The organism is Streptomyces sp. NPDC001135 (genome assembly GCF_053598395.1).
Window position 1 is genome coordinate 1 of the sequence record NZ_JBSFKD010000021.1, and the last position, 26,391, is coordinate 26,391.

General features: G+C 71.2%; 24 protein-coding genes. 15 read left to right on the forward strand and 9 right to left on the reverse strand.

Features of this window, described 5'->3' with window-relative positions; genetic code table 11:
* Positions 1-145: 145 nt before the first annotated feature.
* Positions 146-1,066 carry a L,D-transpeptidase family protein gene (locus tag ACWC94_RS24320; RefSeq protein ID WP_450799018.1) on the reverse strand — a complete coding sequence of 307 codons (921 nt, stop codon included), beginning with the start codon at positions 1,064-1,066 and terminating at the stop codon, positions 146-148.
* An 80-nt stretch (positions 1,067-1,146) separates the two neighbouring features.
* Here ACWC94_RS24320 and ACWC94_RS24325 point away from each other — a divergent pair, with 80 nt between their 5' ends.
* Together ACWC94_RS24325 and leuE are read left to right on the forward strand one after the other, a co-directional pair.
* On the forward strand, positions 1,147-2,727 hold the full coding sequence (locus tag ACWC94_RS24325; protein ID WP_450799019.1) for an acyl-CoA mutase large subunit family protein: 1,581 nt from the start codon (positions 1,147-1,149) through the stop codon (positions 2,725-2,727).
* Between the two features lie 31 nt (positions 2,728-2,758).
* Positions 2,759-3,409 (forward strand): leucine efflux protein LeuE, encoded by a 651-nt coding sequence (gene leuE, locus ACWC94_RS24330; RefSeq protein ID WP_450799020.1) that lies wholly within the window; start codon positions 2,759-2,761, stop codon positions 3,407-3,409.
* Here the strand turns inward: leuE and ACWC94_RS24335 are convergent.
* A complete protein-coding gene (locus ACWC94_RS24335) occupies positions 3,406-4,779 on the reverse strand; it encodes an FAD-dependent monooxygenase (protein WP_450799021.1) in 1,374 nt (457 codons plus the stop codon). The genes leuE and ACWC94_RS24335 overlap by 4 nt on opposite strands.
* 71 nt (positions 4,780-4,850) lie before the next feature.
* Here ACWC94_RS24335 and ACWC94_RS24340 point away from each other — a divergent pair, with 71 nt between their 5' ends.
* Positions 4,851-5,501: a TetR/AcrR family transcriptional regulator C-terminal domain-containing protein gene (locus tag ACWC94_RS24340; RefSeq protein ID WP_450799022.1), complete on the forward strand. Its 651-nt coding sequence runs from the start codon at positions 4,851-4,853 to the stop codon at positions 5,499-5,501.
* Here ACWC94_RS24340 and ACWC94_RS24345 read toward each other — a convergent pair.
* The 3 genes from ACWC94_RS24345 to ACWC94_RS24355 form a co-directional block, all read right to left on the reverse strand.
* Complete coding sequence (locus tag ACWC94_RS24345) at positions 5,494-6,636, reverse strand: acyltransferase family protein (protein ID WP_450799023.1); 1,143 nt, start codon at positions 6,634-6,636, stop codon at positions 5,494-5,496. The two genes, ACWC94_RS24340 and ACWC94_RS24345, sit on opposite strands and share 8 nt — an antisense overlap.
* Positions 6,637-6,733: 97 nt before the next feature.
* Positions 6,734-8,068 (reverse strand): alpha-2,8-polysialyltransferase family protein, encoded by a 1,335-nt coding sequence (locus ACWC94_RS24350; RefSeq protein ID WP_450799024.1) that lies wholly within the window; start codon positions 8,066-8,068, stop codon positions 6,734-6,736.
* Entirely contained in the window at positions 8,065-9,042 is a 978-nt protein-coding gene (locus ACWC94_RS24355; protein WP_450799171.1) for a glycosyltransferase family 2 protein, read from the reverse strand. The genes ACWC94_RS24350 and ACWC94_RS24355 overlap by 4 nt, the downstream gene beginning before the upstream one ends.
* A 198-nt stretch (positions 9,043-9,240) precedes the next feature.
* Here ACWC94_RS24355 and ACWC94_RS24360 point away from each other — a divergent pair, with 198 nt between their 5' ends.
* Genes ACWC94_RS24360 through ACWC94_RS24375 form a run of 4 tightly spaced genes read left to right on the forward strand, consistent with a single transcriptional unit; the run spans position 9,241 to position 14,122 of the window.
* Positions 9,241-10,554 (forward strand): DUF6716 putative glycosyltransferase, encoded by a 1,314-nt coding sequence (locus tag ACWC94_RS24360; protein WP_450799025.1) that lies wholly within the window; start codon positions 9,241-9,243, stop codon positions 10,552-10,554.
* 41 nt (positions 10,555-10,595) lie between these two features.
* On the forward strand, positions 10,596-11,975 hold the full coding sequence (locus ACWC94_RS24365) for a cytidylyltransferase domain-containing protein (protein ID WP_450799026.1): 1,380 nt from the start codon (positions 10,596-10,598) through the stop codon (positions 11,973-11,975).
* Between the two features lie 12 nt (positions 11,976-11,987).
* Positions 11,988-12,926, forward strand: coding sequence for an N-acetylneuraminate synthase family protein (locus tag ACWC94_RS24370; RefSeq protein WP_450799027.1), 939 nt, complete (start codon positions 11,988-11,990; stop codon positions 12,924-12,926).
* A gap of 44 nt (positions 12,927-12,970) precedes the next feature.
* The gene (locus ACWC94_RS24375) at positions 12,971-14,122 is read left to right on the forward strand and encodes a hypothetical protein (protein ID WP_450799028.1); all 1,152 of its coding nucleotides are present in this window, start codon (positions 12,971-12,973) and stop codon (positions 14,120-14,122) included.
* 22 nt (positions 14,123-14,144) lie between these two features.
* Here ACWC94_RS24375 and infA read toward each other — a convergent pair whose 3' ends face one another.
* Both infA and ACWC94_RS24385 read right to left on the reverse strand, forming a co-directional pair.
* On the reverse strand, positions 14,145-14,369 hold the full coding sequence (gene infA, locus ACWC94_RS24380) for a translation initiation factor IF-1 (RefSeq protein WP_450799029.1): 225 nt from the start codon (positions 14,367-14,369) through the stop codon (positions 14,145-14,147).
* Between the two features lie 6 nt (positions 14,370-14,375).
* A complete protein-coding gene (locus ACWC94_RS24385) occupies positions 14,376-15,197 on the reverse strand; it encodes a GNAT family N-acetyltransferase (RefSeq protein ID WP_450799030.1) in 822 nt (273 codons plus the stop codon).
* Positions 15,198-15,473: 276 nt separating this feature from the next.
* Between ACWC94_RS24385 and ACWC94_RS24390 the strand changes: the two genes are divergently transcribed.
* Entirely contained in the window at positions 15,474-15,935 is a 462-nt protein-coding gene (locus ACWC94_RS24390; RefSeq protein WP_450799031.1) for a pyridoxamine 5'-phosphate oxidase family protein, read from the forward strand.
* Positions 15,936-15,987: 52 nt separating this feature from the next.
* On the opposite strand, the gene ACWC94_RS24395 is transcribed toward ACWC94_RS24390, so the two are convergent.
* Both ACWC94_RS24395 and ACWC94_RS24400 read right to left on the reverse strand, forming a co-directional pair.
* A complete protein-coding gene (locus tag ACWC94_RS24395) occupies positions 15,988-16,440 on the reverse strand; it encodes an iron chaperone (RefSeq protein WP_450799032.1) in 453 nt (150 codons plus the stop codon).
* A 455-nt stretch (positions 16,441-16,895) separates the two neighbouring features.
* Positions 16,896-17,567: a class I SAM-dependent DNA methyltransferase gene (locus ACWC94_RS24400; protein WP_450799033.1), complete on the reverse strand. Its 672-nt coding sequence runs from the start codon at positions 17,565-17,567 to the stop codon at positions 16,896-16,898.
* A gap of 234 nt (positions 17,568-17,801) precedes the next feature.
* Here ACWC94_RS24400 and ACWC94_RS24405 point away from each other — a divergent pair, with 234 nt between their 5' ends.
* The 7 genes from ACWC94_RS24405 to ACWC94_RS24435 all read left to right on the forward strand — a co-directional run bounded on the left by ACWC94_RS24405 (position 17,802) and on the right by ACWC94_RS24435 (position 26,292).
* Complete coding sequence (locus ACWC94_RS24405; protein ID WP_450799034.1) at positions 17,802-19,037, forward strand: amidohydrolase; 1,236 nt, start codon at positions 17,802-17,804, stop codon at positions 19,035-19,037.
* Positions 19,038-19,315: 278 nt separating this feature from the next.
* Positions 19,316-20,371: a BMP family lipoprotein gene (locus ACWC94_RS24410; protein ID WP_450799035.1), complete on the forward strand. Its 1,056-nt coding sequence runs from the start codon at positions 19,316-19,318 to the stop codon at positions 20,369-20,371.
* A 223-nt stretch (positions 20,372-20,594) separates the two neighbouring features.
* Complete coding sequence (locus tag ACWC94_RS24415; protein WP_450799173.1) at positions 20,595-22,121, forward strand: ABC transporter ATP-binding protein; 1,527 nt, start codon at positions 20,595-20,597, stop codon at positions 22,119-22,121.
* On the forward strand, positions 22,118-23,245 hold the full coding sequence (locus ACWC94_RS24420; RefSeq protein ID WP_450799036.1) for an ABC transporter permease: 1,128 nt from the start codon (positions 22,118-22,120) through the stop codon (positions 23,243-23,245). Before ACWC94_RS24415 ends, ACWC94_RS24420 begins: the two co-directional genes overlap by 4 nt.
* Positions 23,245-24,531 (forward strand): ABC transporter permease, encoded by a 1,287-nt coding sequence (locus ACWC94_RS24425; RefSeq protein ID WP_450799037.1) that lies wholly within the window; start codon positions 23,245-23,247, stop codon positions 24,529-24,531. Before ACWC94_RS24420 ends, ACWC94_RS24425 begins: the two co-directional genes overlap by 1 nt.
* Positions 24,528-24,932, forward strand: a complete 405-nt coding sequence (locus tag ACWC94_RS24430) for a cytidine deaminase (RefSeq protein WP_450799038.1) — start codon at positions 24,528-24,530, stop codon at positions 24,930-24,932. Before ACWC94_RS24425 ends, ACWC94_RS24430 begins: the two co-directional genes overlap by 4 nt.
* Before the next feature lie 76 nt (positions 24,933-25,008).
* Positions 25,009-26,292, forward strand: a complete 1,284-nt coding sequence (locus tag ACWC94_RS24435) for a thymidine phosphorylase (RefSeq protein WP_450799039.1) — start codon at positions 25,009-25,011, stop codon at positions 26,290-26,292.
* Positions 26,293-26,391 lie beyond the last annotated feature (99 nt).

Here is a 26,391-nt window from a genome sequence, read left to right on the forward strand (position 1 = left end):
CACGGCATGAGCCGGCCATGACGGCGAGGGCAGACGAAGATCGTCATTCCGTTAGGATCACCCGCGGTCATGTCATGGACACGGGGGGGGTGGGACACGTTCCCCCGGTCCCGCCCGCGCCCCGCAGTTCCGCCCCCGCCGCTCGTCACCAGTGGATGACGACCTTGTCGCCCACCCGCACCCGCGCGAACAACTGGGCGATCGCCGTCTCGTCCCGGACGTTCACGCACCCGTGCGAGCCGCCCGCGTATCCGCGCGCCGCGAAGTCGTACGAGTAGTGCACGGCCTGGCCGCCGCTGAAGAACATCGCGTACGGCATCGGCGAGTGGTAGAGCGTGGACACCCAGTGCCGTGCCTTCCAGTAGACGTGGAAGACGCCCTCCCGGGTCGGCGTGTACTGCGCCCCGAACCGCACCGCCGTCGTCGACAGGGTCCGGCCGTCGACCATCCAGCGCAGCGTCCGCGTCGTCTTGTCGATGCACAGGACGCGTCCGGTCATACAGCGCGGGTCGGGCGCACCGGCCGGCTGGCCGCCCATCAGATACAGCTCCCACGTGCCGGGCGCGTGGGTCATCCGCACCAGCCGCTGCCAGGTGACGGTGTCCGTCCGCCCGGTCCGCGGCAGCCCCCGCTTGCCCTGGAAGCCTCTGACGGCCTGCTCGGTCAGATCGTCGTACGACCCCGTCGGCCCGTCGAACAGCCACGCCGCCTGGCGCAGCCGCGCCTGCAGCTCCCGTACGCCCGGCCCGCTGTCGCCGCGCGACCACAGCACCCGGGACTCGGGCACGGCCGTCACGGCCGGTGGCCGCTGGGCCGTCCGGGTGGGATTCGCCGGACGGCTCACCGGGGGCTGTCCGGGTCCCTGCCCGGACGTCTGTCCCGATGTCAGTCCCGAGGTCTGTCCGGAGGTGTACGCGGATGTCTGTTCCGGGGGCTGGACGCGCACCGGCGCCCCGGATTTGCCGTCGGTGTCGGTGGGCTGCACGGTGCACCCGCACAGGGCGGTGAGCGCGGTAAGGGTGGCGGCCGAGGCGAGTACGGCGGCCGGTCTTCGCGAGATCCTCATGCCGGGGATGCTTCCCCGCGTGACCGCCGCCGAACGACGGGGCATGGTGAGGGGTGACAGGACGTACTGCGGAGGCATCCATGGCGCGTGAGTCGGAGTCGGGACTGCCGGTCGAGCCGGTCTACGGGCCGGAGGCCCTCCAGGGCTGGGACCCGGCCGGGAAACTGGGCGAACCGGGCACGTACCCGTTCACCCGCGGGGTCTACCCGACCATGTACACCGGCCGTCCCTGGACCATGCGCCAGTACGCCGGTTTCGGTACGGCCGCCGAGTCCAACGCCCGCTACCGGCAGCTGATCGCGCACGGCACCACGGGTCTCTCGGTCGCCTTCGACCTGCCCACCCAGATGGGCCACGACTCGGACGCGCCCCTCGCACGCGGCGAGGTCGGCAAGGTGGGCGTGGCCGTCGACTCGATCGAGGACATGCGGGTGCTGTTCGACGGCATCCCGCTCGGCCAGGTCTCGACGTCGATGACGATCAACGCGCCGGCGGCCCTGCTGCTCCTGCTGTACCAGCTGGTGGCGGAGGAGCAGGGCGTACGGGCCGACCGGCTGACGGGCACGATCCAGAACGACGTGCTGAAGGAGTACATCGCGCGCGGGACGTACATCTTCCCGCCGAAGCCGTCCCTGCGCCTGACCGCGGACATCTTCAAGTACTGCACCGCCGAGATCCCGAAGTGGAACACGATCTCGATCTCCGGCTACCACATGGCCGAGGCGGGCGCGTCGCCCGTCCAGGAGATCGCCTTCACCCTGGCGGACGGCATCGAGTACGTCCGTACGGCGGTGGCGGCGGGGATGTCCGTGGACGACTTCGCGCCCCGCCTCTCCTTCTTCTTCGTGGCCCGTACGACGCTGCTGGAGGAGGTCGCCAAGTTCCGCGCGGCGCGCAGGATCTGGGCGCGGGTGATGCGGGAGGAGTTCGGGGCGCGGAACCCCAAGTCGCTGATGCTGCGCTTCCACACGCAGACGGCCGGGGTGCAACTGACGGCCCAGCAGCCCGAGGTGAACCTCGTCCGGGTCGCCGTCCAGGCCCTGGCGGCGGTCCTCGGCGGCACCCAGTCCCTGCACACCAACTCCTTCGACGAGGCGATCGCCCTGCCGACGGACAAGAGCGCGCGGCTGGCACTGCGGACCCAGCAGGTGCTGGCACACGAGACGGACGTGACCGCGACCGTGGATCCCTTCGCGGGCTCGTACGCCGTGGAGCGGATGACGGACGACGTCGAGGAGGCGACCGTCGACCTGATGCGGCGGGTCGAGGACCTGGGCGGGGCGGTCGCGGCGATCGAGCGGGGCTTCCAGAAGTCCGAGATCGAGCGGAACGCGTACCGGATCGCCCAGGAGACGGACTCCGGGGACCGGGTGGTCGTCGGCGTGAACCGCTTCCGGCTCGACGACGAGGAGCCGTACGAGCCCCTCCGGGTGGATCCGGCGATCGAGGCCCGGCAGGCGGAGCGCCTGGAGAAGCTGCGGGCCGAGCGGGACCAGGGTGCGGTGGACGCGGCGCTGGACGCGTTGCGGAAGGCGGCGGAGGGGGAGGACAACGTCCTGTACCCCATGAAGGAGGCGCTGCGGGGGCGGGCGACGGTGGGGGAGGTGTGCGGAGCGCTCCGCGGCGTGTGGGGGGCTTATGAGCCTTCGGAGACGTTCTGAGCTGTCGTACCCCCGTGCGACACTCCTTCCCATGTTCGGCGTCATCGACCTCCCCACGTATCTCGCGGGCCTGATCCTGATCGTCCTGCTGCCCGGCCCCAATTCCCTCTACGTGCTCTCGGTCGCCGCCCGGCGCGGAGTGCGGACCGGTTACACCGCCGCCGCCGGGGTCTGGTGCGGGGACACCGTGCTGATGACGCTGTCCGCCGCCGGGGTCGCCTCGCTGCTCAAGGCCAACGCCGTGCTGTTCGGGATCGTGAAGTACGCCGGTGCCGGGTACCTGACCTGGCTGGCGATCGGGATGCTGCGGTCCGCCTGGCAGTTGTGGCGGACGCGGAGAGAGAAGGCCGCCGAGGGCACCGGGCCCACCGCCGCCCCGGACGAGCGGCCCTTCCGGCGCGCCTTCGTCGTGAGCCTCTTCAACCCCAAGGCGATCCTGTTCTTCGTCGCCTTCTTCGTGCAGTTCGTCGACCCCCACTACGCCTACCCGGCCCTGTCCTTCGTCGTCCTCGGCGCCTTCGCCCAGCTGGCCAGCTTCCTCTATCTCAGCGCCCTGATATTCAGCGGGACGCGGCTCGCTGCCGCGTTCCGGCGGCGCAGGAGGCTGTCGGCCACGGCCACTTCGGCGGCCGGGGCGCTGTTCCTGGGCTTCGCGGTGAAGCTGACGCTGGCCAGCGCCTAGCGGCGGCCCACCCGGGTGAGATACGAGTCCAGCCCGGCTGTCGTGTCGCCCGCCCAGCCCACGTACCCGTCCGGGCGGACCAGGAAGACACCCGAGCCGTACGACTCCGGCGCCGTCGGCAGCGCCCGCACGCCCACGCCGGAGGTCTTCGCGCCGAGCAGCGTCCAGTGCGGGCCCCGGAACGCGTCGAAGAGGCGGACGCCGGACACGGTGCCGTCCGGGGCGCGGTCGCCCGGCCGGATCCCGGTCGGGTTCTTCCTGGTCTCCACACTGAGGGACGACTCCGGGTAGCCCAGCCCGAGCTGCACCGTCGCCCTTCCGCGCCGTACCTCGCCGCGGTGCACGCCCGTCGACAGGTCCAGCATGGCCGCCGCGTTCGACCGGCGCTCCTCCTCGTAGGTGCCCAGGAGAGAGTCCGGCGCCCCGCCACGCAGCACCGCGCCCAGCTTCCAGCCCAGGTTGTAGGCGTCCTGGACGCTGGTGTTCAGGCCCTGGCCGCCGGCCGGGGAGTGGACGTGCGCCGCGTCGCCCGCGAGGAAGACCCGGCCCACCCGGAAACGGTCCGCGAGGCCGGTGCGCGGCCGGAAGTCCGAGGCCCAGCGCAGTTCGGTGACGTTCCCGGCGTCCAGGTGCGTGTACGCCGCCACCAGCTTGCGGACGCCGTCCAGGGACAGGTCGGGTTCCGTGTCCTGCGCGAGGCGCGCCTGCAGCTGGAAGTCGTCGGTGCCGTTGAGCGGGCACAGGCCGACGCCGGTGCCGTCGGCGCCCGGGAAGGTATGCCAGTGGTCACGGTCCAGGCCCGTCAGCCGTACGTCCGCCACCAGGAACGGCGCGGGGTCGACCGTCTCCCCGGCCATGCCGACGCCCAGCGCACGCCGGACGCCGGACCGGCCGCCGTCGGCCGCCACGAGGTACCGGGCGCGGGCGGTCGTACCGTCGGCGAACCGCGCGGTCACGCCGTCCGCGTCCTGCTGAAGACCTGTCACCTCCCGCCCGAAGGCCACCTCGCCGCCCAGCTCGGCCAGCCGCGCGTACAGCACCTCCTGGGTGCGCCACTGCGCGACCATCAGCGGCTCGGTGTACGGCGCACCCTCGTCCGCCTCCACCGGTTCGAACATCGGCTGCTCGCCGGTCCGCTCGCCGTCCTTCCAGATCATCCGGGCCGGGTAGGGGCCGCCGGCCGCCCGGATCGCCTCCAGCACGCCCAGGTCGTCGAAGACCTCCTGGGTGCGCGGCTGGATCCCCTTGCCGCGCGAGCCGGGGAACAGGCCCTCGGCCCGCTCCACCACCAGTGCCCCCACCCCGCGCCGCGCGAGGTCGATGCCGAGGGCCAGACCGGTCGGGCCCGCGCCCACGATCAGGACATCCATCACTCTTCTCCTTAACGCCGTTAAGTGCTGTTGCCCATGAGCGTGCCCTTAACGCTGTTAAGCTGTCAAGTGTGAGCCCCGAGAAACGCGCCCCCCTGGATCGCCGACGCGTCGCCGACACCGCGCTGCGCCTGCTGAACGAGGTCGGTCTGGACGGTCTGACCCTGCGTGCCATCGCCAAGGAACTGGACGTCAAGGCGCCCGCGCTGTACTGGCACTTCAAGGACAAGCAGGCGCTGCTGGACGAGATGGCGACGGAGATGTACCGGCGGATGGTCGCCGGTGCAGCGCTCGATGCCGCCGACACCTGGCAGGAGCGACTGCTGAAGGCGAACCGCGGACTGCGGGCCGCGCTGCTCGGCTACCGCGACGGGGCGAAGGTGTTCAGCGGTTCACGCTTCACGGGCACGGAACACGGCGAGGAACTGGAGGCGAACCTGCGGCTGCTGACGGACGCCGGCCTCACCCTCGTCCAGGCCGTCCACGCGGGTCGCACGGCGAACGCGTACACCATCGGCTTCGTCATCGAGGAGCAGGGCGTCGTACCCCTCCCGGGCGAGCGCCGGGAGGGGTACGACGTCGGGGAACGCGCCCGGCGGATGGCGGAGTACCCGCTCGCGGCGGAGGTCGGACAGCTGCTCTTCGACGGCTATGACGAGCAGTTCGAGGAGGGGCTGGCACTGCTGATCGCGGGCATCGGGGCGCGGTACGGGATCAGCTGACGGCGGGGAGCCCGCGGGTCTTCCTCAGGGCCCGCTTCAGCCGCGGCCCGAACGGCCTCTCCACGAACCGGTGGATCAGCCAGGCCAGCACGAGCATGCCGAGCACGGTCGCCCCGAGCGTCGGCCACGCGGGCAGGCCGAGCCCCCGGTGCAGCACCCGGATCACGAACCAGCCCAGGTGCTCGTGGACCAGGTAGAACGGGTACGTCAGCGCGCCGGCCGTGACCAGCCAGCGCCAGGAGGCCCACCGGGTCCAGCCCAGCGCCACGGCGGCGACGGCCCCGTAGGCGACGGTGACGATCAGGATGACGACGTACGGGTTGCGGTGGGGATGGGCGCCCCACAGGCCCTGGGTGGCCTCGCTCTGGGCGAGCAGCCAGGACATCGCCACGATGCCCCAGGCGAGCAGGTCGCTGCCGAAGTGGTGGATCAGGTACAGCGCCAGACCGCCGATGAAGAAGGGGGCGAACTCGGGCATGACCACCTGGTTCAGCAGGCCGTTGCCGGACGAGTGGCACAGGACGGCCGCCAGCGTCCAGACACAGGCGAACAGCACCACCCGGCGGTGGGTCACCCCGCGCAGGACGACGAGCAGCGCGAACAGCACGTAGAAACGGACCTCGACCCAGAGCGTCCAGCACACGCCCAGGATCCGGGTCGCGCCCATGGGCTGCTGGAGCATCGTCAGGTTGACCAGGAACTCGTCCGGCCGGACCGCGTGGACCACGACGGGCAGGGCGAGCGATGCGCCCGTGATCAGGAACAGAGCCACCCAGTAGGCGGGGTACAGGCGCGCGATGCGGGAGCGGAAGAAATCGCCGAGGGTGCGGCCCCAACTGCTCATGCAGATCACGAAACCGCTGATGACGAAGAAGAACTGCACGCCGAAATTGCCGTAGACGGCCGCCCGGGACAGGACCGGGAAGAGGTGGGCCGGGCTCGCGTGCCAGGACTCGGAGACCGTGCCGCCGCGACCGGTGTAGTGGTAGAGACAGACCATCAGCGCGGCGACGAGCCGCAGGCCGTCCAGGGCCAGGAGACGGCTTCCGCCCCTGCCGGACGACGCCGGGGCGGCAGCCGTCCGGGGTATCAGCGGGCCGCGGGCGGCGGCGAGGCCGGCGGGTGAAGCAGCCATGCGCTTTCCTTCCTGATTCGGTGGTGCCGTCGGCCGCTGGCGGCGCACCGGCTGCTGACGGCGCACCGGCCGGATGCGGCCCGCTGCCCGGCCCCTGCTAACCGCGCGCTCCCCGGCGCAGGCTGCGCGCCTTGCGGGCCACCCGGCGGACCGTCGCGTTGCGCGGGATGAACGCCAGCTGGGCGGGCACCCCGCCGGGCAGGGCCAGCGAGGACAGGCGCCGGCGCTTGAAGTAGCGCAGGGTGTGCGGGTTCAGGTGCCGCGCGAGCCAGGTCTCGACCTCGGGGCGCAGCCGCGGGTAGATCTTCGGCTGCATCGCGAAGCCCACCGCGCGGATCAGCGCGCCGAGCGCCTCGACGTCCCTGCCGGAGCGCTGCTCGGTGACCGCGGCACGGTCGCCGAGGTCGGGCAGCAGCGCGTCCACGAGGGTGACCGGGACCCGGTTGCTGTTCTCGTACGGGGTCAGCTGTTCCAGCAGCGCCCCGGTGCCGATCCGGGCGACCGGCAGGCCGTACAGCGCCCGCGCCGTGAGCAGGGCGGTCGAGAAGCAGCCGACGACCAGCGCGGGACGCATCCGCTGGTACAGCACCTCGGCGAGGACCGGCGTGTCGAGCACGGTCAGCTCGACCTCGAGTTTCTCCGCCTCCTGCTCCAGCGAACGGGTGAAGCGGGCCGGGGCGGACGGGTGCGGCTTGAACACCACCTTGGTGTGGCCGAGCGCCGCCGCGCCCCTCAGCATCCGCACGTGCAGGTTCTCCTCCTGCTCGGCGGTGAGGATGTCCAGCGCCGAGAGGTACTGGCCGAGCAGCAGCGCGGGCTCCTCGATCTCCGGCAACCCGTCTCCGGAGGGCGCGAGTTCGGCGAGCACCTTGGTGAAGGCGGCCGTCGGCACGATCTCGCCCGGCACGCCGAACTCGGTGAGCAGCAGCGGCTTCAGGCCCGGCACCAGGTCCAGGTGCAGCACCCGGTCCACGCGGGTGCCGACCAGCGGGTCGATCTTGTTGCGGGTGGGGCCGTAGGTCATCAGGCCGTCGGCGTAGACCGTGACCGGGGCGCCGGTGAAGATCTGCGCGAGCGCCAGCGACGGGTTGACCTGGATCGACTCGACGGCCAACTCGACGTCGTCGGTGCCCAGTTGCCACTCGTGGCGCAGGAACCGCTCCCAGAGCGGCAGATCGTCGCCGCGGGGTGCCCAGCCGCCCGGGTGGAACGGGAAGAGGGTGTCGTTGTACGAGATCACGTCGTCGAAGCGGTCGCGCAGCTTCTCGAAGCCTGGCGCCTCGTCCAGCGCGGGTGTGGTCTCGGGCGTGGCCGCGTTGTTGCAGACCAGCAGGATCCGCCGGCCGGCCGGGCGGAAGCAGCCGGAGTCCAGGGCGGCGGCGAGGGTGGCCGTGCCGTACAGCGTCGACGCCTGGAAGATCTGGGTGGTCACGCGGCGGCCCCCGCGGGGGCGGGACGGCGGCGCAGCCGGCGCAGCTTGGTGGCGCGCTGGAGGTCCATGGAGTCCAGCGCCTCGTCCAGCACGTCCTGCGGCATGCGCCGCAGGGCGGCGGCACTCATGGATTTCAGTTTCTTCGCCACCGCGGGCTCGAACCTTTCGATGGATCCCAGGTGATGGGAAATGATGGCGCAATAGGTACGGACGGCCTTCGGGAGCAGTTGCTCGGCATCCCGGTCCTCGGCGGTTTCCGCGATGACCTGATCGAACGCGCGAATGAAATCGAGCTGGCGGACATCACCGATCTGGGTGAGCGAGGAGGCGACTCCGCGCCGGTAGAACACGCCGAGCAGACTCACCGCGGCGAAGGATTCCGCCTCCCGGTGCAACTTCCAGATCCACGGCCGGTCCTCGGCCGTCCGCAGCCCGTCGGTGAAGTGCAGCAGTCCCTTGTCCACCAGCCGGCGGTGGTAGAAACCGGCCCACGCGTACGCGTAGTCCACGGACGTCGACCGGTCGGCGGGCAGGATCGCCTCCCGCGGGTCCATCACCACGTTCCGCCGGCCGACCGGCACCCGGTTCACCGAGCGCGACCGCGCGGTGCACTGCACATGATCGGTGCGGATGAAGTCGCAGCCCAGCTCCTCCATGGCCGAAACCGCTTGCGGGAAGTAGCCGGGGGCGAGCCAGTCGTCGCCGTCCAGAAAGGTCAGGTACGCGCCGCGCGCCCGGTCGATACCGGTGTTGCGGGCGGTCGCCAGCCCTCCGTTCCGCTCGTGCCGGACGTAGACCGCCCCGGGCAGCTCGCGCTCCGCGCGCGCGAGGATCTCTGGTGTCTCGTCACGGGAGCAGTCGTCGACGAGAATGAATTCGAAGTCCTCACGCGCGTTCGCCTTCAGGCTCCTGAGCGTGTCGGGCGCGTATTGCTGCACGTTGTAGAACGGCACGATGACGGAGAGCTTGACCACGTCAGGGACGTTAGGGGGAAGCCCGTCATTCGTCTTGACCGTCTGCTTGATGCGGGGTGAACGGCACGTGGCGAAGCTGTGAACCGGGCTTTTTCCGCGCGCCTTCACGACCCGATTCGCCATTCGGCGGTGTGCTGTTAACCGTTTGTTGTATTCCGGTTGGGCGGGACCTCGGAATGGCTTCCTAGCGTCTGCGGCGTGCCAGCAAGTGCTACGAAGTCCCTGCGGGTCGCGGTCCTCGCCGATTCCGACACCCGGTGGAAGTGGGGCGCGCTCACCGCGCAGCGCCTCGCCCCCGCCGATGCCGGGATCCGGCTCGACGGCTACCTCCTGCGGGGACGCGCCACCCCGACAGCCCGCCAGCTGAAGGAGGTCGGCGTCCGGGCGGACTCCCTCCGCGAGGTCACCGGCGTCGAGTTCCTGCGCGCCATGGGCGAGTCGTCGTACGACGTCCTGGTCCTCGCGCTGGTCGGCGGCGGGGTGCAGGCGATGCTGCACGGGCTGCGCGCCCTGTGGGCGGGTGCCGGCAGGCGTCCCGTCGTCGTCACCGGATACGTCGGTGTCGTCTACGAGAAGCTCGCCGACGGGCTGCTGCTGCGGCACGGCGCCGACCTCGTCCTCGCCAACTCCCGCCATGACGCGGATCGGTTCCGGGCCGTGTACGAGGGCGTGGGTGCCGACGCCTCCTCGGTCACCGAGGTCGCGCTGCCCTTCCTCGGCGGGGCGCCGTACACCGGCGAACACGAGCCCTACACCGTGGTGTTCGCGGCCCAGCCGTCCGTCCCGGACAGCCGCAAGGACCGCGCCTACCTGCTGGACCGGCTCATCGGGCACGCCCGCAGGCACCCCGAACGCGACGTACTGCTGAAGCTGCGCTCCAAGCCGGGCGAACACACCACCCACATCGAGGAGTTGCCGTACCAGAAGCTGGCGCAGGGCAAGGACCTGCCCGCCAACTTCCGCCTGGTGTACGGCCACATGGGCGAGGTGCTGGACCGCACCGACCTGCTGGTCACGGTCAGTTCCACGGCCGCCCTGGAGGCCCTGCACCGCCGCATCCCCACGGTGATCCTCACCGACCTGGGCGTGCGCGAGGTGCTCGGCAACCACCACTTCACCGGCTCCGGCTGCCTCGCCTCCTGGGACCAGCTCGATGCCGGACACCGGCCGGCGGCCGACGAGGAGTGGGTGGCCCGGCAGGGGGTGGCGGCCGACGGGACGTACGGCACGGCCTTCGACACCGCCCGCGCACGCATCGCCAGGCTGCTGGACCGCCCCGGCGGACTGCCGCCCCTGAACCCCTACTACACCCCCGAGACGGCGCCGGGCTATCTGCCCGGCATCCTCGCCCGGCACCACCTCGGCCCCGACGGCGTCCCGCTGCCCGGCGCGCCCGCCGCCGACAAGGAGCCCGGACCGGTCCGCCAGATCGTGCGCCGCGCGGCGCGTGGCGCCTACCGCCACGGCGTGCAGCGGGTCGCCCCGGTGATCCGCCGGATGGGGGAGCTGTGACGACCCTCCAAGGCTTCCAAGGGACCTTCCAAGGAGACCCCATGTCCAACTCGGCAGCGGGCCAGGGCGCTTCGGTGCGCCGGGTGCTCGCGGTGATCCCCGCGCGCGGCGGCTCCAAGGGCGTGCCCGCGAAGAACCTCGCGCCCGTCGGCGGTGTCCCCCTGGTGGCGCGCGCGGTGCGCGAGTGCCGGGCGGCCCGGCTGGTGACCGACGTCGTCGTCTCCACCGACGACCAGGCCATCGCCGCCGCCGCCCGCGAGGCCGGCGCGGAGGTCGTGCTGCGGCCCGCCGCCATCGCCGGGGACACCGCGACCTCCGAGGCCGCGGTCCTGCACGCCCTGGACGCCCATGAGGCACTGCACGGCGCGGCGGTCGACGTGGTCCTGCTCGTGCAGTGCACCAGCCCGTTCATCGTCCGCGAGGACATCGACGGTGTCGCGTCGGCGGTGATCGAAGGCGGTGCGGACACCGCGCTGACGGTCGCGCCGTTCCATGGATTCGTCTGGCGGGACGCGGTCGACGGACCCGCCGCGCACAGCGAGCCGCCAGCAGCCGGCGCGGTGGCCGCAGACCGGGCGACGGAGGGCACCGCCGGCACGGCGCGCCCGGCGGCCGGGTCCGGCACGGCGCCGGTGCCCGCGGCGGCGGGCGGCGGTCACACCGTGCCCGCGCAGGCCGGCACGGGCTACGGCGTCAACCACGACAAGTCCTACCGCCCGCGCCGCCAGGACCGCCCCCAGGACTTCCTGGAGACCGGCGCCGCCTACGCGATGGACGCGGCCGGCTTCCGGGGGCACCAGCACCGCTTCTTCGGCCGTACGGAACTCGTCCGCACCGACCCCGCGCGCGTGCTGGAGATCGACGACCCGCACGACCTGGCCCGCGCCCGCGCGCTGGCCCCCCTGTTCGACGCGGACCGCCCCGGTTCGCTCCCCGCCTACGACGACATCGACGCCGTAGTCCTCGACTTCGACGGCACCCAGACCGACGACCGGGTGCTGATCGACTCCGACGGACGGGAGTTCGTCTCCGTGCACCGCGGCGACGGACTCGGCATCGCGGCCCTGCGCAGGAGCGGCCTGAAGATGCTGATCCTGTCCACGGAACAGAACCCTGTGGTCGCCGCCCGCGCCCGGAAGCTGAAGCTCCCGGTGCTGCACGGCATCGACCGCAAGGACCTCGCCCTCAAGCAGTGGTGCGAGGAGCAGGGCATCGCGCCGGAGCGCGTGCTCTACGTCGGCAACGACGTCAACGACCTCCCGTGCTTCGCCCTCGTCGGCTGGCCCGTGGCGGTCGCGAGCGCCCACGACGTCGTACGCGGCGCCGCACGCGCGGTCACCACTCTCCCCGGCGGTGACGGCGCGATCCGAGAGATCGCCAGCTGGATCCTCGGCCCCTCTCTCGATTCCCTCCCCAAGTAAGGACATCGCCTGATGAGCACCAACTCCCGTCTGCGCACGTTCGGTTCGCGCGAGGTCGGCCCCGGCCGTCCCGTCTACATCTGCGGCGAGATCGGCATCAACCACAACGGTGAGCTGGAGAACGCCTTCAAGCTGATCGACGTGGCCGCCGAGGCCGGCTGCGACGCGGTCAAGTTCCAGAAGCGCACCCCGGAGATCTGCACCCCGCGGGACCAGTGGGACATCGAGCGCGACACCCCCTGGGGCCGGATGACCTACATCGACTACCGCCACCGCGTGGAGTTCGGTGAGGACGAGTACCGCCAGATCGACGAGTACTGCAAGGAGAAGGGGATCGCCTGGTTCGCCTCCCCGTGGGACACCGAGGCCGTCGCCTTCCTGGAGAAGTTCGACGTGCCCGCCCACAAGGTGGCGAGCGCGTCCCTGACCGACGACGAGCTGCTGCGCTCCCTGCGCGCCACGGGCCGGTCCGTCATCCTGTCGACCGGCATGTCGACCCCGAAGCAGATCCGCCACGCGGTCGAGGTCCTCGGCTCCGACAACATCCTGATGTGCCACGCCACCTCGACCTACCCCGCGAAGGCCGACGAGCTGAACCTCCGCGTGATCAACACGCTGGAGAAGGAGTACCCGAACGTCCCGATCGGCTACTCCGGCCACGAGACCGGCCTGCAGACCACGCTGGCGGCGGTGGCGCTGGGCGCTGTGTTCGTCGAGCGCCACATCACCCTCGACCGCGCCATGTGGGGCTCCGACCAGGCCGCCTCCGTGGAGCCGCAGGGCCTGACGCGCCTCGTCCGCGACATCCGCACCATCGAGGCGTCCCTCGGTGACGGCGTCAAGAAGGTCTACGACTCCGAGCTGGGCCCGATGAAGAAGCTGCGCCGCGTCGCCGGCGTCGTCGCCGAGGCGGAGATCGCGGCCGCGGCCGGCGAGCCGGTCACGGTCTGATCCCTGGCCCCTTGAGCCCCTTACGACGGGACGGTCGTACGCCGATGAGCCCCCGCGCCGGTCACGCCGGCCACCCTCCCCGCACGCTCGCCTTCGTGGAGAGCCCGGTCCAGCTGCTGAACGTGCTGGAGTGGGCGCATCTGCAGGGCCTGCGCGGCGCGGAGCCGGACCCGCTGCCGTCCGTGCCCGCGCAGGTGAGGCGGACGGTGGCCGGTGACCCGCCACCGGCCGGCGCGGATCTCACGGTCGTCGTCCTCGCCCCGACCGACCCCATGACCCGGGGCCAGCTGCGCCGCATGGCGGACCTGGCCCGGGACGAGGGGTACCGGGTGCGCTGGGAGGAGGCGCGGGGCGGCCCGGCGGCCCCGTTCCAGACGATCGGCGGCCTCGCGGGGGCCCTGAGGCGGGCGGACCGCATCGTCATGGGAGACCCCTTCTCCCGCTACGTCCAACTGCTGCTGACCATCACCCGGTCCCATGACCTGGTCGTGGTGGACGACGGCACGGCGACGATGGAGTTCGTCGCCCAGCTGGCCCGGGGCGAGCGGCTGGTCCGCTGGCACCGCAAGGGCGGCCGCCCCGGGGCGCGCGACCTGCTCTTCGCCCCGGTGTCCTCCTCGGCCCGCCGCCGCCTGACGCCCAGTGCCCGTCGCCGGGTCGAGGTCTTCTCCTCCATGCCGGTGACGGAGACACCGGAGGGAGTACGGGTCACCGCCAACGACTTCTCCTGGACCCGCGCCCGCTTCGGGCCGCCGCGCATCACCAAGAGCGCGGACATGGTCGGCACCTCCCTGGTGGAGACGGGGGTCGTGGACGGCGACCGCTACCTCGACGCGGTCCGCAACCTGGCCAAGGCCCACGGCGCGACCCGGTACTTCGCACACCGCCGCGAGAGCGCCGACAAACTCCACCGCCTGGCCGCCGAGACGGGCCTGCAGATCGTGCGCCCGGACCTCCCCCTGGAGCTGATCGCCCGCCGGGGCCCGATCGGCCGTACGATCCTCAGCTTCCCGTCGACGGTCGTCCACACCCTGCCGCTGGCACTGACGGGCACGGGGGTGAGGGTGGCGGTGTGCGACATCGACCCGTCCTGGCTCACTCAGAACGCGTCCCCGCGAGCACAGGGCTTCCTGTCCGGGGTGACGGGCACGGCCCGGGACGTGCACCGGCTGACGGCGGTCACGAGCCTGGCCTGAAGGGTCCGGCCGACTCCTTCCGCTACGTCCTGTACCGGAAGCGAATCCGGCCGCGGGTCAGGTCGTAGGGGCTGAGTTCCACGAGCACCCGGTCGTACGGAAGGATCTTGATGTAGTTCTTCCGGATCTTCCCGCTGATGTGGGCCAGCACCGTGTGCCCGTTCTCCAGCTCCACCTTGAAGGTGGCATTGCGCAGGCATTCGATGACGGTGCCTTCGACTTCCACGCCCCCTGCTGCTTTTGTCATGGTCTCTCACTTCCTTCGTTCTGTGACGGTGTGCCGGCGGACGAGCTCCAGGGTGGCGGCCGTGCGCCGGGCGCCGATGCCCTCGAACAGGGCCGTGGCCGCCGCGTTGGACTCGTTCACCTCGGCCCAGGCCGCGGCGGTCCCGGAGCGGTGCAGTGAGCCCAGCGTGTGAGCCAGCAGCGCCCGGGCGATACCGCGGCGGTGCCTGTCGGCCCGGACAGCGACCAGCCCGATCCGCGGCTGCCGGGGCAGCGGTGCCACCCGCAGCAGTCCCACGTACTGGTCCGAGTGCCGCGCCACCGCGTACTTCGTCGGGTCGACCACCGTGGTCCCCGCCGGGCGGGGCAGCACCTCGGCCGGCATCGTCCGCCATCCGACGGAGGCCTCGACCTCGTCGCGGATGATCCTGTCCAGGGCGCGCAGCGGGCCCTCCGCCGCCTCGCCGGCGGGCACGATCGTCACGTCCGACGGGGGCCGCACCGCGCCGAGTCCGGTGACCCGCGGGTCGGTGGGCACGAGGTACCCCCACTCGCGGCGGGCCGCGGTGAAACCGGCCCGCTCCCAGGCGGACGTCGCGTCCTGGTCGGCCTCGTCGACCACGGTGTACAGCGGTGTCCGCAGGTCCTGCAGCATCGTGTCGGCGATGCGGTCGAAGACCGCGCCGTGCCACGCGTCGATGCTGATGAAGAGCCGCCCGTCGGGCCGGCGCGAGGCGTCGCCGCGGCCGACCGTCCGGCCGTCCTCCACGGCGTGCCACAGCGTGTCCGAGATGCGCGTGACCACGACCGCGTGGTGACTCGCGCCTGAAGTGAAATGCACGGAGTTCATAGGTGTTGCCTCTCAGGAGTGCCTGGTCCGAGGCGCTCCCGGCGACACCTGCGTCAATCGCCCACCGTGACGGAAAGGGGGAGCACCCACCTGGATACAGCCTTCATGGGTCTCACCTCCTCGCGTTCTCCCACGGCTGCCCAGAAGGTACCAGCGGGCGTCGGCCGGCCCCACTCATTTACAGCGGGCGCGAGGAGGCCGAGGTGTCCATCGGTCGCTGGGAGTAGGTCCGTTGCCCCATGCGCGCTGTCGGACCCCTGGCTAGGGTCGGCACTCATGCAGACCACGGGGATCACTCGTCGCCCGCCCGGGGAACGCCGGCGCGACACTCTGGAACGGCTCGCCACCGAGCGGGATCTGTGGGTTTCGACGGCTCATCCCGAACACGGGCCGCACCAGGTGCCGCTGTGGTTCCTGTGGGACGGACAAGCCGTGTGGCTGTGCACCGGTGCCACGTCCGCGACCGTACGGAACCTCCGCAGGGAGCCGCGTGTGCGCCTGGCGCTGCCGGACACCTTCGACGTGGTGCTCGTCCAGGGGGAGGCGGAGTGCTTCCCGGACCAGGACGTGCCCGAAGACGCGGCGGAGGCGTTCGCCGCCAAGTTCGGGTGGGACCCGCGCGCGGAGGAGGGCTCCTTCGTGTACGTGCGGGTGGTGCCGAAGACGGTGCGCGCCTGGCGCGGGGAGCCGGAACTGCGCGGCAGGCTCATCATGCGCGACGGGACGTGGGCGCACTAGGCCGCAGCGCGGCGAGTTGGCCCGGCCGCTCGCTCCTGCCCGTGAGCGTGTCTCAGCCCACGGCCCGCTTCACGAGGGCCGCGATCCGCTCCTCCACCTCACCGGTCACCTCGGTCAGGGCGAAACCGGCCGCCCACATCGTGCCCTCGTCCAGCTTCGCCTGGTCGCTGAAGCCCAGGGTCGCGTAGCGCGCCTTGAACTTCTCGGCGCTCTGGAAGAAGCAGACGACCTTGCCGTCCAGCGCGTAGGCCGGCATCCCGTACCAGAGCTTGGGCGCGAGCGCGGGGGCGTTTGCGGTGATCACGGCGTGGACGCGCTCCGCCATGACGCGGTCCGAGTCCTGCATCTCGGCGATCTTCGCGAGGACGTCCTGCTCCGCCTGCGCCGCCTTCTCCGCCCGCGAGCCGCGCCGGGCCGCCGTCTTCAGCTCCCGGGCGTGCTCCTTCATCGCGGCCCGCTCCTCGGCCGTGAAACCCTCGTGCGCGGTGCTGCCGGTGTCGGCCATGGCAATTCCCCCTGGATCTCGCTGCACGGATCTTGGGACGGGACTCTAGCGGGGGCCACTGACAACGGCACGGGGTTCGGCACGACGCGTCCCTCTCCCGCGCCGCCATGAGGACTGGCTGCCGAGTGCGGTGACCGCGACGATCACCGAGCGCTACAAGGCCCCGTCCCGGCACCGCCCCCGCGGGAACAGCCCCCGGCCCCCTGACGGCCCCACTCCAGCAGCCCCGGCGTCCGTACCCGCGGCGCCCCGGCAACCCCCGGCGAGGGCGTCTCCGTCAGCCGCCCGACCCGGGGCCGGCAGCTGTGCCTGACCCCCCGGACGGCACCATCGCCCCCGTGACCTGCCGGGGACAGTCACCGAGCACCGGCGCCGGCCGGTACGTCACCCTGGACGTCACCCTCTGGCGTGACGCCGTACCGGCGACGAAGGGCCGGCCGGGCGGCCCGGGGATCCTAGGCCCCGCCCCCGGGCTCGGGCTTGCGGGCCAGCACGAACCCCCGGGCTCGCGCCTCCTCCCCCGACGGCTCCCGGCGTACCGTCGCCACCAGGTCCAGGCCCGCCTCCGTCAGCAGGCCGGTGATCTGGTCGGGGGTGCGCCAGTAGTAGTCGAGGTCGATCTCGTGGCCGAAGCGTTCCGGCAGGTGCAGGTGGCCGGGGTCCGTGCCGGTCTGGAAGGCGAGGAGGGCGTGGCCGCCGGGGACCAGGGTGCGGTGGAATTCCGCGAAGGCCGCCGGCAGGTGGGCGTCGGGGACGTGGATCGTCGAGTACAGGGCGAGGATGCCGCCCAAAGTGGCGTCCGGCAGGTCCAGGGACGTCATCGAGCCGATGTGGAAGCGCAGTTGGGGGTAGGCGTCGCGGGCCAGGGCCACCATCGCGGGGGACAGGTCGACACCGAAGGCCGGGACGCCCAGCTCGTCCAGGAGCGCGGTGACGTGGCCGGGGCCGCTGCCCAGATCGGCCACGGGGGCCGGGCCGGCCTGCGTGACCAGTTCGGCGAAGGCGGTGATCAGGGTGCGGTCCAGCGGATGGCGGTCACCGGCCGGGAACCGGGCCGCGTAGTCCTTGGCGATCGCGTCGTAGGAGGTGCGGGTCGTCCGCAGGAAGGTCTCGGTCGTGTCGGTCACGTGTGCGGACCCTAGTGGGACGCGGGCCGCACTGGGGTCCGGTTCGTGGACATGGCGAGCGTGACTGTGCCGAGGCGTGGTATCCGTGGAAGGAGGAAAGAAGGGTTTTACCCACCAGAGTCCGCCGCCATGCGTCCGCCGGTCAGATTTTCTTCCCCTAACGGGCTGAACTTTTGTTGATCGAGGGGTAGTTGACCAGCCGGGCGTCCTACCCTTCAGAGGGTGAAGCAATTGATGTCCCTAGAGTCCGAGGCCGGCCTCGCGGGGGATGTGCTCCCCGGCGCGCTGAGCGAAGCCCTGCACGCCGAACTCGTCGCCTTCCGTCGCGACTTGCACATGCACCCTGAGCTGGGCAATCAGGAGTTCCGTACGACCGCCGCGATCAAGGAGCGGCTGGAGCAGGCGGGGCTGCGGCCCCGGGTGCTCGCCAAGGGGACCGGACTCGTGTGTGACATCGGGCTCGCGGAGGGTGAGCGCTCGGCCGTACCGCTGCTCGCGCTGCGCGCGGACATCGACGCCCTGCCCATCCCGGACACCAAGACCGACTGCCCGTACCGGTCGACCGTGCCCGACCGGGCGCACGCGTGCGGTCATGACGTGCACACGACCGTGGTCCTCGGGACGGGCCTCGTCCTCGCCGACCTGCACGCCAAGGGGCTGCTGCCCCGCCCGGTGCGGCTGCTCTTCCAGTCCGCCGAGGAGGTCATGCCCGGCGGCGCCCTGGACGCCATCGAGGACGGGGTGCTGAAGGGGGTCGGGCGGATCCTCGCCGTGCACTGCGACCCCCGGGTCGACGCCGGGAAGATCGGACTGCGGCACGGGGCGATCACCAGTGCCTGCGACCGGCTGGAGATCGCCCTCGACGGGCCCGGCGGGCACACCGCCCGGCCGCATCTGACCACCGACCTCGTCACCGCCGCGGCGCGCGTCGCCGTCGACGTGCCCGCGCTGATCGCCCGGCGGGTCGACACCCGGGCCGGGCTGGCGCTGACCTGGGGACGGATCGAGTCCGGCCACGCTCCGAACGTCATCCCGCAGCACGCCGAGCTGTCCGGGACCGTGCGCTGCCTGGACCTGGAGGCCTGGCGGCAGGCCGCGGACATCGTGCACGCCGCGATCGACGAGGTCGCCACCCTGCACCGGGCCAAGTCCGAGATCACCTATGTGCGCGGGGTGCCGCCGGTCGTCAACGACCGCGAGTCCACCGAGCTGCTGCGCCGGGCGATGGCCGCGCGGCGCGGCCGGGACGCCGTGGAGAGCACCGAGCAGAGCCTCGGCGGCGAGGACTTCTCCTGGTACCTGGAACACGTGCCCGGCGCCATGGCCCGCCTCGGGGTGCGCCGGCCCGGCGAGCGCACGGTGCGCGATCTCCACCAGGGCGACTTCGACGCCGACGAGGACGCGATCAAGGTCGGCGTGGAGATGTTCACGGCGGCGGCCTTCCTGGAGCCGAACGGCGTACAGGGCTGAGCGTGCGGCCCCTGCGGGGGCCGTTCCCCTGCCCGGCGCAACACGCTCGCAAGCCATTCGTACACGGTGCGCGACAACGGCACGAGAAGGCCGAGAGATCGAGTTCAGATGCTGTTTGCCTCGAATCGATAACGGCTTCGAGAGGGGGTTTTTTGCGACATCTACGCGCGTTACGATGCCGCGAAGCCGACGCCGATGGGGCGTTCCGGCCCGGGCACTGGCATGGTGCTCACATCAAGCGCCGACACGGCGCTCAGGTCAGGTGAAGGAGCCTTCCCGTGCGCCGGGTAGCCAAGCTTTCTGCTGCGTGTGCCGCCACCGCAGCCCTCGCACTGACTGCCACCGCGTGTGGCAGCACGTCCTCCGACAACAACAGCTCGTCGTCCTCCTCCGGCGGTGGCAAGGGCGTCAAGATCGGTCTCGCCTACGACGTCGGCGGCCGTGGTGACCGCTCCTTCAACGACTCCGCCGCGCGCGGTGCCGACAAGGCCGAGAAGGAGTTCGGCGGCTCGATCAAGGAGCTGACGGCCAAGACCTCCGACACCGAGGCCGACCGCGAGCAGCGGCTGTCGGACCTGGCGGACGCCGGCTACAACCCGATCATCGCGGTCGGTTACGCCTACGCCCCGTCCATGACCAAGGTCGCCGCGAAGTACCCGAAGACCAGCTTCGGCATCGTCGACTCGGTCGTGAACGCCAAGAACGTCGACAGCATCACCTTCACCGAGGAGCAGGGCTCCTACCTGGCCGGTGTCGCCGCGGCGCTGAAGACCAAGACGAAGCACGTCGGCTTCATCGGCGGTGTCGACGTCCCCCTGATCAAGAAGTTCGAGGCGGGCTTCACGCAGGGCGTGAAGGACACCAACTCCAAGATCAAGGTCGACACCCAGTACCTGAGCCACGGCTCGGACACCTCCGGCTTCGCCAGCCCCGACAAGGGCAAGGAGGCCGCGCAGGGCATGCTCGACAACGGCGCGGACGTCGTCTACACGGCGGCCGGCTCCTCCGGTAACGGCGCGATCGAGGCCGTCAACGGCAAGAAGGGCGCCTGGGCCATCGGCGTCGACTCGGACCAGTACAACATCCCGGGTCTCGCCAAGTACAAGAACTCCATCCTGACCTCGATGGTCAAGAACGTCGACGTCGGTGTGTACGACTTCATCAAGTCCGTGCACGACGGCAAGCCGCTGGCCGGCGTCAACAGCTACTCCCTCGCCAAGAACGGTGTCTCGCTGGCCACCAGCGGTGGCTTCATCACCGACATCCAGTCCAAGCTGGACGCGGCGAAGAAGAAGATCGTCGACGGTCAGATCAAGGTCAAGACCACTCCGTGAGCCGTTCCGGCCCGACCTCGTCGGGCCGGATCTCCGGACTTAGGCTCGGCGCAGGGGGAGCCGTCAGGCACCCCCTCGTCGAGCCATAACAATGTGTCAACTCTACGCGTGTAGCATGGAGTTGCCGCGCTAGCGTCGCCGACGCCCCAGCCCTCCCCTACGCAGCCCCTTTCCCCGAGGAGAGTGCGCCATCAACGCGTCCAGCCCTCCCGCTGCCGTCGAACTGCGCGGCATCACCAAGCGTTTCCCCGGCGTCGTCGCCAACCGCGACATCGACATCACGGTCCGCACGGGCACCGTCCACGCCCTGTGCGGTGAGAACGGCGCCGGCAAGTCCACCCTGATGAAGATCCTCTACGGCATGCAGCAGCCGGACGAGGGCACGATCACCGTCAACGGCGAGCAGGTCGTCCTGCACAACCCCGGCGACGCCATCGCCCGCGGCATCGGCATGGTGCACCAGCACTTCATGCTCGCCGACAACCTCACCGTCCTCGAGAACGTCGTCCTCGGCGCGGAGAAGCTGTACGGCATCGGCAACAAGGCCCGCGCGAAGATCAAGGAGATCTCCGACGCGTACCACCTGAACGTCCGCCCGGACGTCCTCGTGGAGGAGCTGGGTGTCGCCGACCGCCAGCGCGTGGAGATCCTCAAGGTCCTCTACCGCGGCGCCAAGACGCTGATCCTCGACGAGCCGACCGCGGTGCTCGTGCCGCAGGAGGTCGACGCCCTCTTCGACAACCTGCGTGAGCTGAAGTCCGAGGGTCTCACCGTCATCTTCATCTCCCACAAGCTGGGCGAGGTGCTGTCCGTCGCCGACGAGATCACCGTCATCCGGCGCGGCACCACCGTCGGCACGGTCGAGCCCCGGGGCACCACCCCCAAGCAGCTCGCCGAGCTGATGGTCGGCAGCGAGCTGCCCACCCCGGAGACCGAGGAGTCCACGGTCACGGACGTCCCGATGCTGAAGCTCGAAGGCCTCCACCTCGCGCAGACCGACCTCGAGGGCATCGAGCGGATCATCCTGGACCAGATCTCCTTCACCATCCACAAGGGCGAGGTCCTCGGCATCGCCGGTGTGGAGGGCAACGGCCAGTCGGAACTGGTCGAGGCGATCATGGGCATGCGCCACCCCGACGCCGGCGTGATCACACTCGACGACACCGACATCTCCCGCGCCGCCACCCGCGACCGCCGTGAGGCCGGCATCGGCTACATCCCCGAGGACCGCCACCGGCACGGCCTGCTCCTCGAGGCCCCGCTGTGGGAGAACCGCATCCTCGGCCATGTCACCGAGAAGCCCAACTCCCGTGGCCAGCTCCTCGACATCAAGGCCGCCCGCACCGACACCCAGCGCATCGTCGAGGCCTACGACGTCCGCACCCCCGGCATCGACGTGACCGCGGCCTCGCTGTCCGGCGGCAACCAGCAGAAGCTGATCGTCGGCCGCGAGATGAGCCACAACCCCAAGCTGCTCATCGCCGCCCACCCCACCCGCGGTGTGGACGTCGGCGCACAGGCGGCCATCTGGGACTACATCCGCGAGGCCCGCCGCGAGGGCCTGGCCGTACTGCTGATCTCCGCCGACCTGGACGAGCTGATCGGCCTCTCCGACACCCTGCGGGTGATGTACCGCGGCCGTCTGGTCGCCGACGCCGACCCCGCCACGATCACCCCCGAAGAGCTGGGCTCCGCCATGACGGGTGCGGCCACCGGCCACCTGGAGCACACAGAGGACGACGAGCGATGAACAAGCTGACCCAACGCATCGACAAGGAGCGGCTGCTCCTCGGCGTCGCCGCGCCGCTGCTGGCGGTCGTCGCCGCGCTCGTCGTCACCACCCTGGTGATCCTCGCGACCGGCAAGAACCCCGGCGACGCGTTCAGCGACATGGTGACCTACGGCTTCGCCAGCGACAGCCAGGTCTACATCCTGAACAAGGCGACCACGTACTACCTCGCGGGTGTCTCGGTGGCCATCGGCTTCCGGATGAACCTGTTCAACATCGGTGTCGACGGCCAGTACCGGCTCGCCGCGTTCCTCGCCGCCGTCCTCGGCGGTGCGCTGACCCTGCCCGGCTGGCTCTCCATCCTGCTGATCCTGCTGTGCGCCATGGCGACCGGCGCGGTGTGGGCGGCCATCGCCGGCATCCTCAAGGTGACCCGCGGCGTCAGCGAGGTCATCTCGACCATCATGCTGAACTCGATCGCCACCGCGATCATCGCCTACCTGCTGCAGCCCGGAAAGCTGGGCGAACTCCAGCAGGGCGGCACGCTGGTCTCCACCAAGCCGCTGCCGTCGTCCTCGTTCTTCTTCACCGTCGACACCGGCCCGGCCGGTGTCCTGGACGGCTTCATCGTCGTCGCGGTGGTCGTCGGCCTCGCGTACTGGTTCGTGCTCGGCCGCACCCGGTTCGGCTTCGACCTGCGCACCGTCGGCCAGTCCGAGAGCGCCGCCTCCGCGAGCGGTGTGTCGGTGAAGAAGATGGTCGCCACCAGCATGATCATCTCGGGTGCCGTGGCCGGTCTGATCGGCATGCCCACGCTGCTCAACGAGAGCCACCAGTTCGACAACAGCTTCCCCGTCGGGATCGGCTTCACCGGTATCGCCATCGCGCTGCTCGGCCGCAACAACCCGATCGGCATAGCGCTCGGCGCCCTGCTGTGGGGCTTCCTGGAGCGCACCACCAACCACCTGGAGTTCCAGGGCTACGACAAGGAGATCCTCGGCGTCATCGAGGGCGTCATCGTCCTGTGCGTCGTGATCGCCTACGAGGTCGTACGACGCTACGGCCTCAAGCGCCAGCAGCAGAAGGTCGGCGCCGAACTCGCCGCCCAGGCCGCCGCCACGACGAAGAAGCAGGAGGTGGCGTGATGACTGCCACGATGACCGACGCGCCGCCGCCCGCGGCGCCCAAGGCGGCCGGAGCGCCCCAGCGATCGGGCCGTTCCCTCGGCCAGATCCTCGTGATCGTCGCCGGTGCCCTGCTGCTCGTCGCCGCCGTCCGCATGATCACCGGCTCCGACTCCCTCGACTCCGCCGGACAGGTCGGCGCCGCCCTCGGCCTCGCCGTGCCGATCGGCCTCGCCGGTCTCGCCGGCCTGTGGTCCGAGCGGGCCGGCGTGGTCAACATCGGCCTCGAGGGCATGATGATCCTCGGCACCTTCGGCGCCGGCTGGATCGGCTGGCAGTCCAGCCCCTGGCTGGGCCTGCTGTGCGGCATCGGCTTCGGTGTCCTCGGCGGCCTGGTGCACGCCGTCGCCACGGTCACCTTCGGCGTCGACCACATCGTCTCCGGTGTCGCCGTCAACCTCCTCGCGCTCGGCGCCACCCAGTACCTCGCCAAGCTGTTCTTCGCCGGCGGCAAGGCGGCGGAGGCGGGCGGCAACCCCAAGCAGTCCCCGCCGGTCGACCAGCTGCCCCAGGTCACCGTGCCCGGCCTGTCCAGCGGCCTGCACTCGATCGAGAGCCACCACTGGTTCCTGGTCTCCGACCTCGCCGGCATCATCGGCGGCCTGGTCACGAACCTCTCCGTGGTGACGATCCTCGCCGCGGCGCTGTTCGTCGGCAGCTGGTGGCTGCTGTGGCGCACCCCGTTCGGCCTGCGGCTGCGCTCCTGCGGCGAGAACCCGACCGCCGCCGAGTCGCTCGGCGTCAACGTGTACACGTACAAGTACGCGGCCGTGGCCGTCTCCGGCGGCCTCGCCGGTCTCGGCGGCGCCTTCCTCGCGCTGGTCACCTCGCACACCTACCTGGAGGGCCAGACCGGTGGCCGCGGCTACATCGGCCTCGCGGCGATGATCTTCGGCAACTGGCGTCCGGGCGGCCTCGCGATGGGCGCGGGCCTGTTCGGTTACTCGGACGCGCTGCAGCTGCGCAACGGCGGTGTCACCGTCCACGCCCTGCTCCTGCTGCTGGTCGTGCTGCTCGCGCTGCTGGGCGGATGGAAGATGTACAAGAAGGCCCACTGGCAGGGCGGGATCGCCCTCATGACCGCCGCGCTGGTCCTGGCCTGGTACCTGCTCACCGACGAGGTCCCGAGCGACTTCGTGGGTGCCACCCCGTACGTCGTCACCCTGCTGGTGCTGTCCCTGTCGGCGCAGCGCCTGCGGATGCCCAAGGCGGACGGCATGCGCTACCGGAAGGGCCAGGGCAAGTGACACGGCAAGCCGCCGGCTTCGACTGGGAGGCGCTGCGGGAGGTGGCGCGGGAGGCGATGAGCCGCGCGTACGCCCCCTACTCCGGCTTCCCGGTCGGCGCGGCGGCCTTGGCCGACGACGGCCGCACGGTCACCGGGTGCAACGTGGAGAACGCCTCCTACGGCCTCGGGCTGTGCGCCGAGTGCGGCCTGGTCTCGGACCTGCAGCGCACCGGCGGCGGCCGGCTGACCCACTTCACCTGTGTGGACGGCGAGGGCGCCCTGCTGGTCCCCTGCGGCCGCTGCCGTCAGCTGCTGTACGAGTTCGGCGGCCCGGACCTGCTCCTGGACACCCCCGCGGGCGTCCTGACGCTGTCCGAGATGCTGCCCCAGGCCTTCGGCCCGGAGAATCTCACCAAGTAACGCCGTACGGCCCCCTGAACCGCATCCGCGCAGGGGGCCGTACACCTTCGCACCTCCCGGAAGGAAGCCATCAGCCATGGCCATGGACGCCATCTCCGTCATCCGCACCAAGCGGGACCGCGGCGAGCTGACCGACGAACAGATCGACTGGGTCATCGACGCGTACACCCGCGGCGAGGTCGCCGACGAGCAGATGTCCGCGCTCGCCATGGCGATCCTGCTCAACGGGATGAACCGCCGCGAGATCGCCCGCTGGACGGCGGCCATGATCGCCTCCGGCGAGCGCATGGACTTCTCGGCCCTGTCCCGCCCGACGGCCGACAAGCACTCCACGGGCGGCGTCGGCGACAAGATCACCCTGCCGCTGGCCCCCCTCGTGGCGGCCTGCGGTGCGGCGGTCCCGCAGCTCTCGGGCCGGGGCCTCGGCCACACCGGCGGCACGCTGGACAAGCTGGAGTCGATCCCCGGCTGGCGCGCCCTGCTGTCGAACGAGGAGATGCTGCACGTCCTGGACACGACGGGCGCGGTGATCTGCGCGGCGGGCGACGGCCTGGCCCCGGCGGACAAGAAGCTGTACGCGCTGCGCGACGTGACCGGCACGGTCGAGGCCATCCCCCTGATCGCCTCCTCGATCATGTCCAAGAAGATCGCCGAGGGCACCGGCTCCCTGGTGCTGGACGTCAAGGTCGGCACGGGCGCCTTCATGAAGACGATCGAGGACGCCCGTGAGCTCGCGTCGACGATGGTCGGTCTGGGCACCGACCACGGTGTGAGGACGGTGGCGCTCCTGACCGACATGTCGACCCCGCTCGGCCTGACGGCGGGCAACGCCCTCGAGGTCCGCGAGTCGGTGGAGGTCCTGGCGGGCGGCGGCCCCGCGGACGTCGTGGAACTGACCGTCGCCCTGGCCCGCGAGATGCTTGAGGCGGCCGGCATCAAGGACGCCGACCCGGCGAAGGCCCTGGCCGACGGCTCGGCGATGGACGTCTGGCGCCGGATGATCGCGGCTCAGGGCGGCGACCCGGACGCGGTGCTGCCCACCTCGAAGGAGCAGCACGTGATCAAGGCCCCGTCGTCCGGTGTCCTGACCCGCCTGGACGCCTACGACATCGGCGTGGCCGCCTGGCGCCTGGGCGCCGGCCGTGCCCGCAAGGAGGACCCGGTGCAGGCGGGCGCGGGCGTGGAGATGCACGCCAAGCCGGGCGACACGGTGACCGAGGGCCAGCCCCTCCTGACCCTCCACACGGACACCCCCGAGCGCTTCGCGTACGCACTGCAGTCGGTGGAGGGTTCCTACGACATCGCGGCCCCGGGCACGGACTTCCAGGCGTCGCCGGTGGTGCTGGAGCGTATCGCCTGACCAGGGCTCGCGGCCGGAGGCCGCTGATGTCACGGCCCCTTTCGGTTGAACGGGATCGGTGGACCCCCGCCGGTCCCGTTCGGCATGCCCCCGTCGACT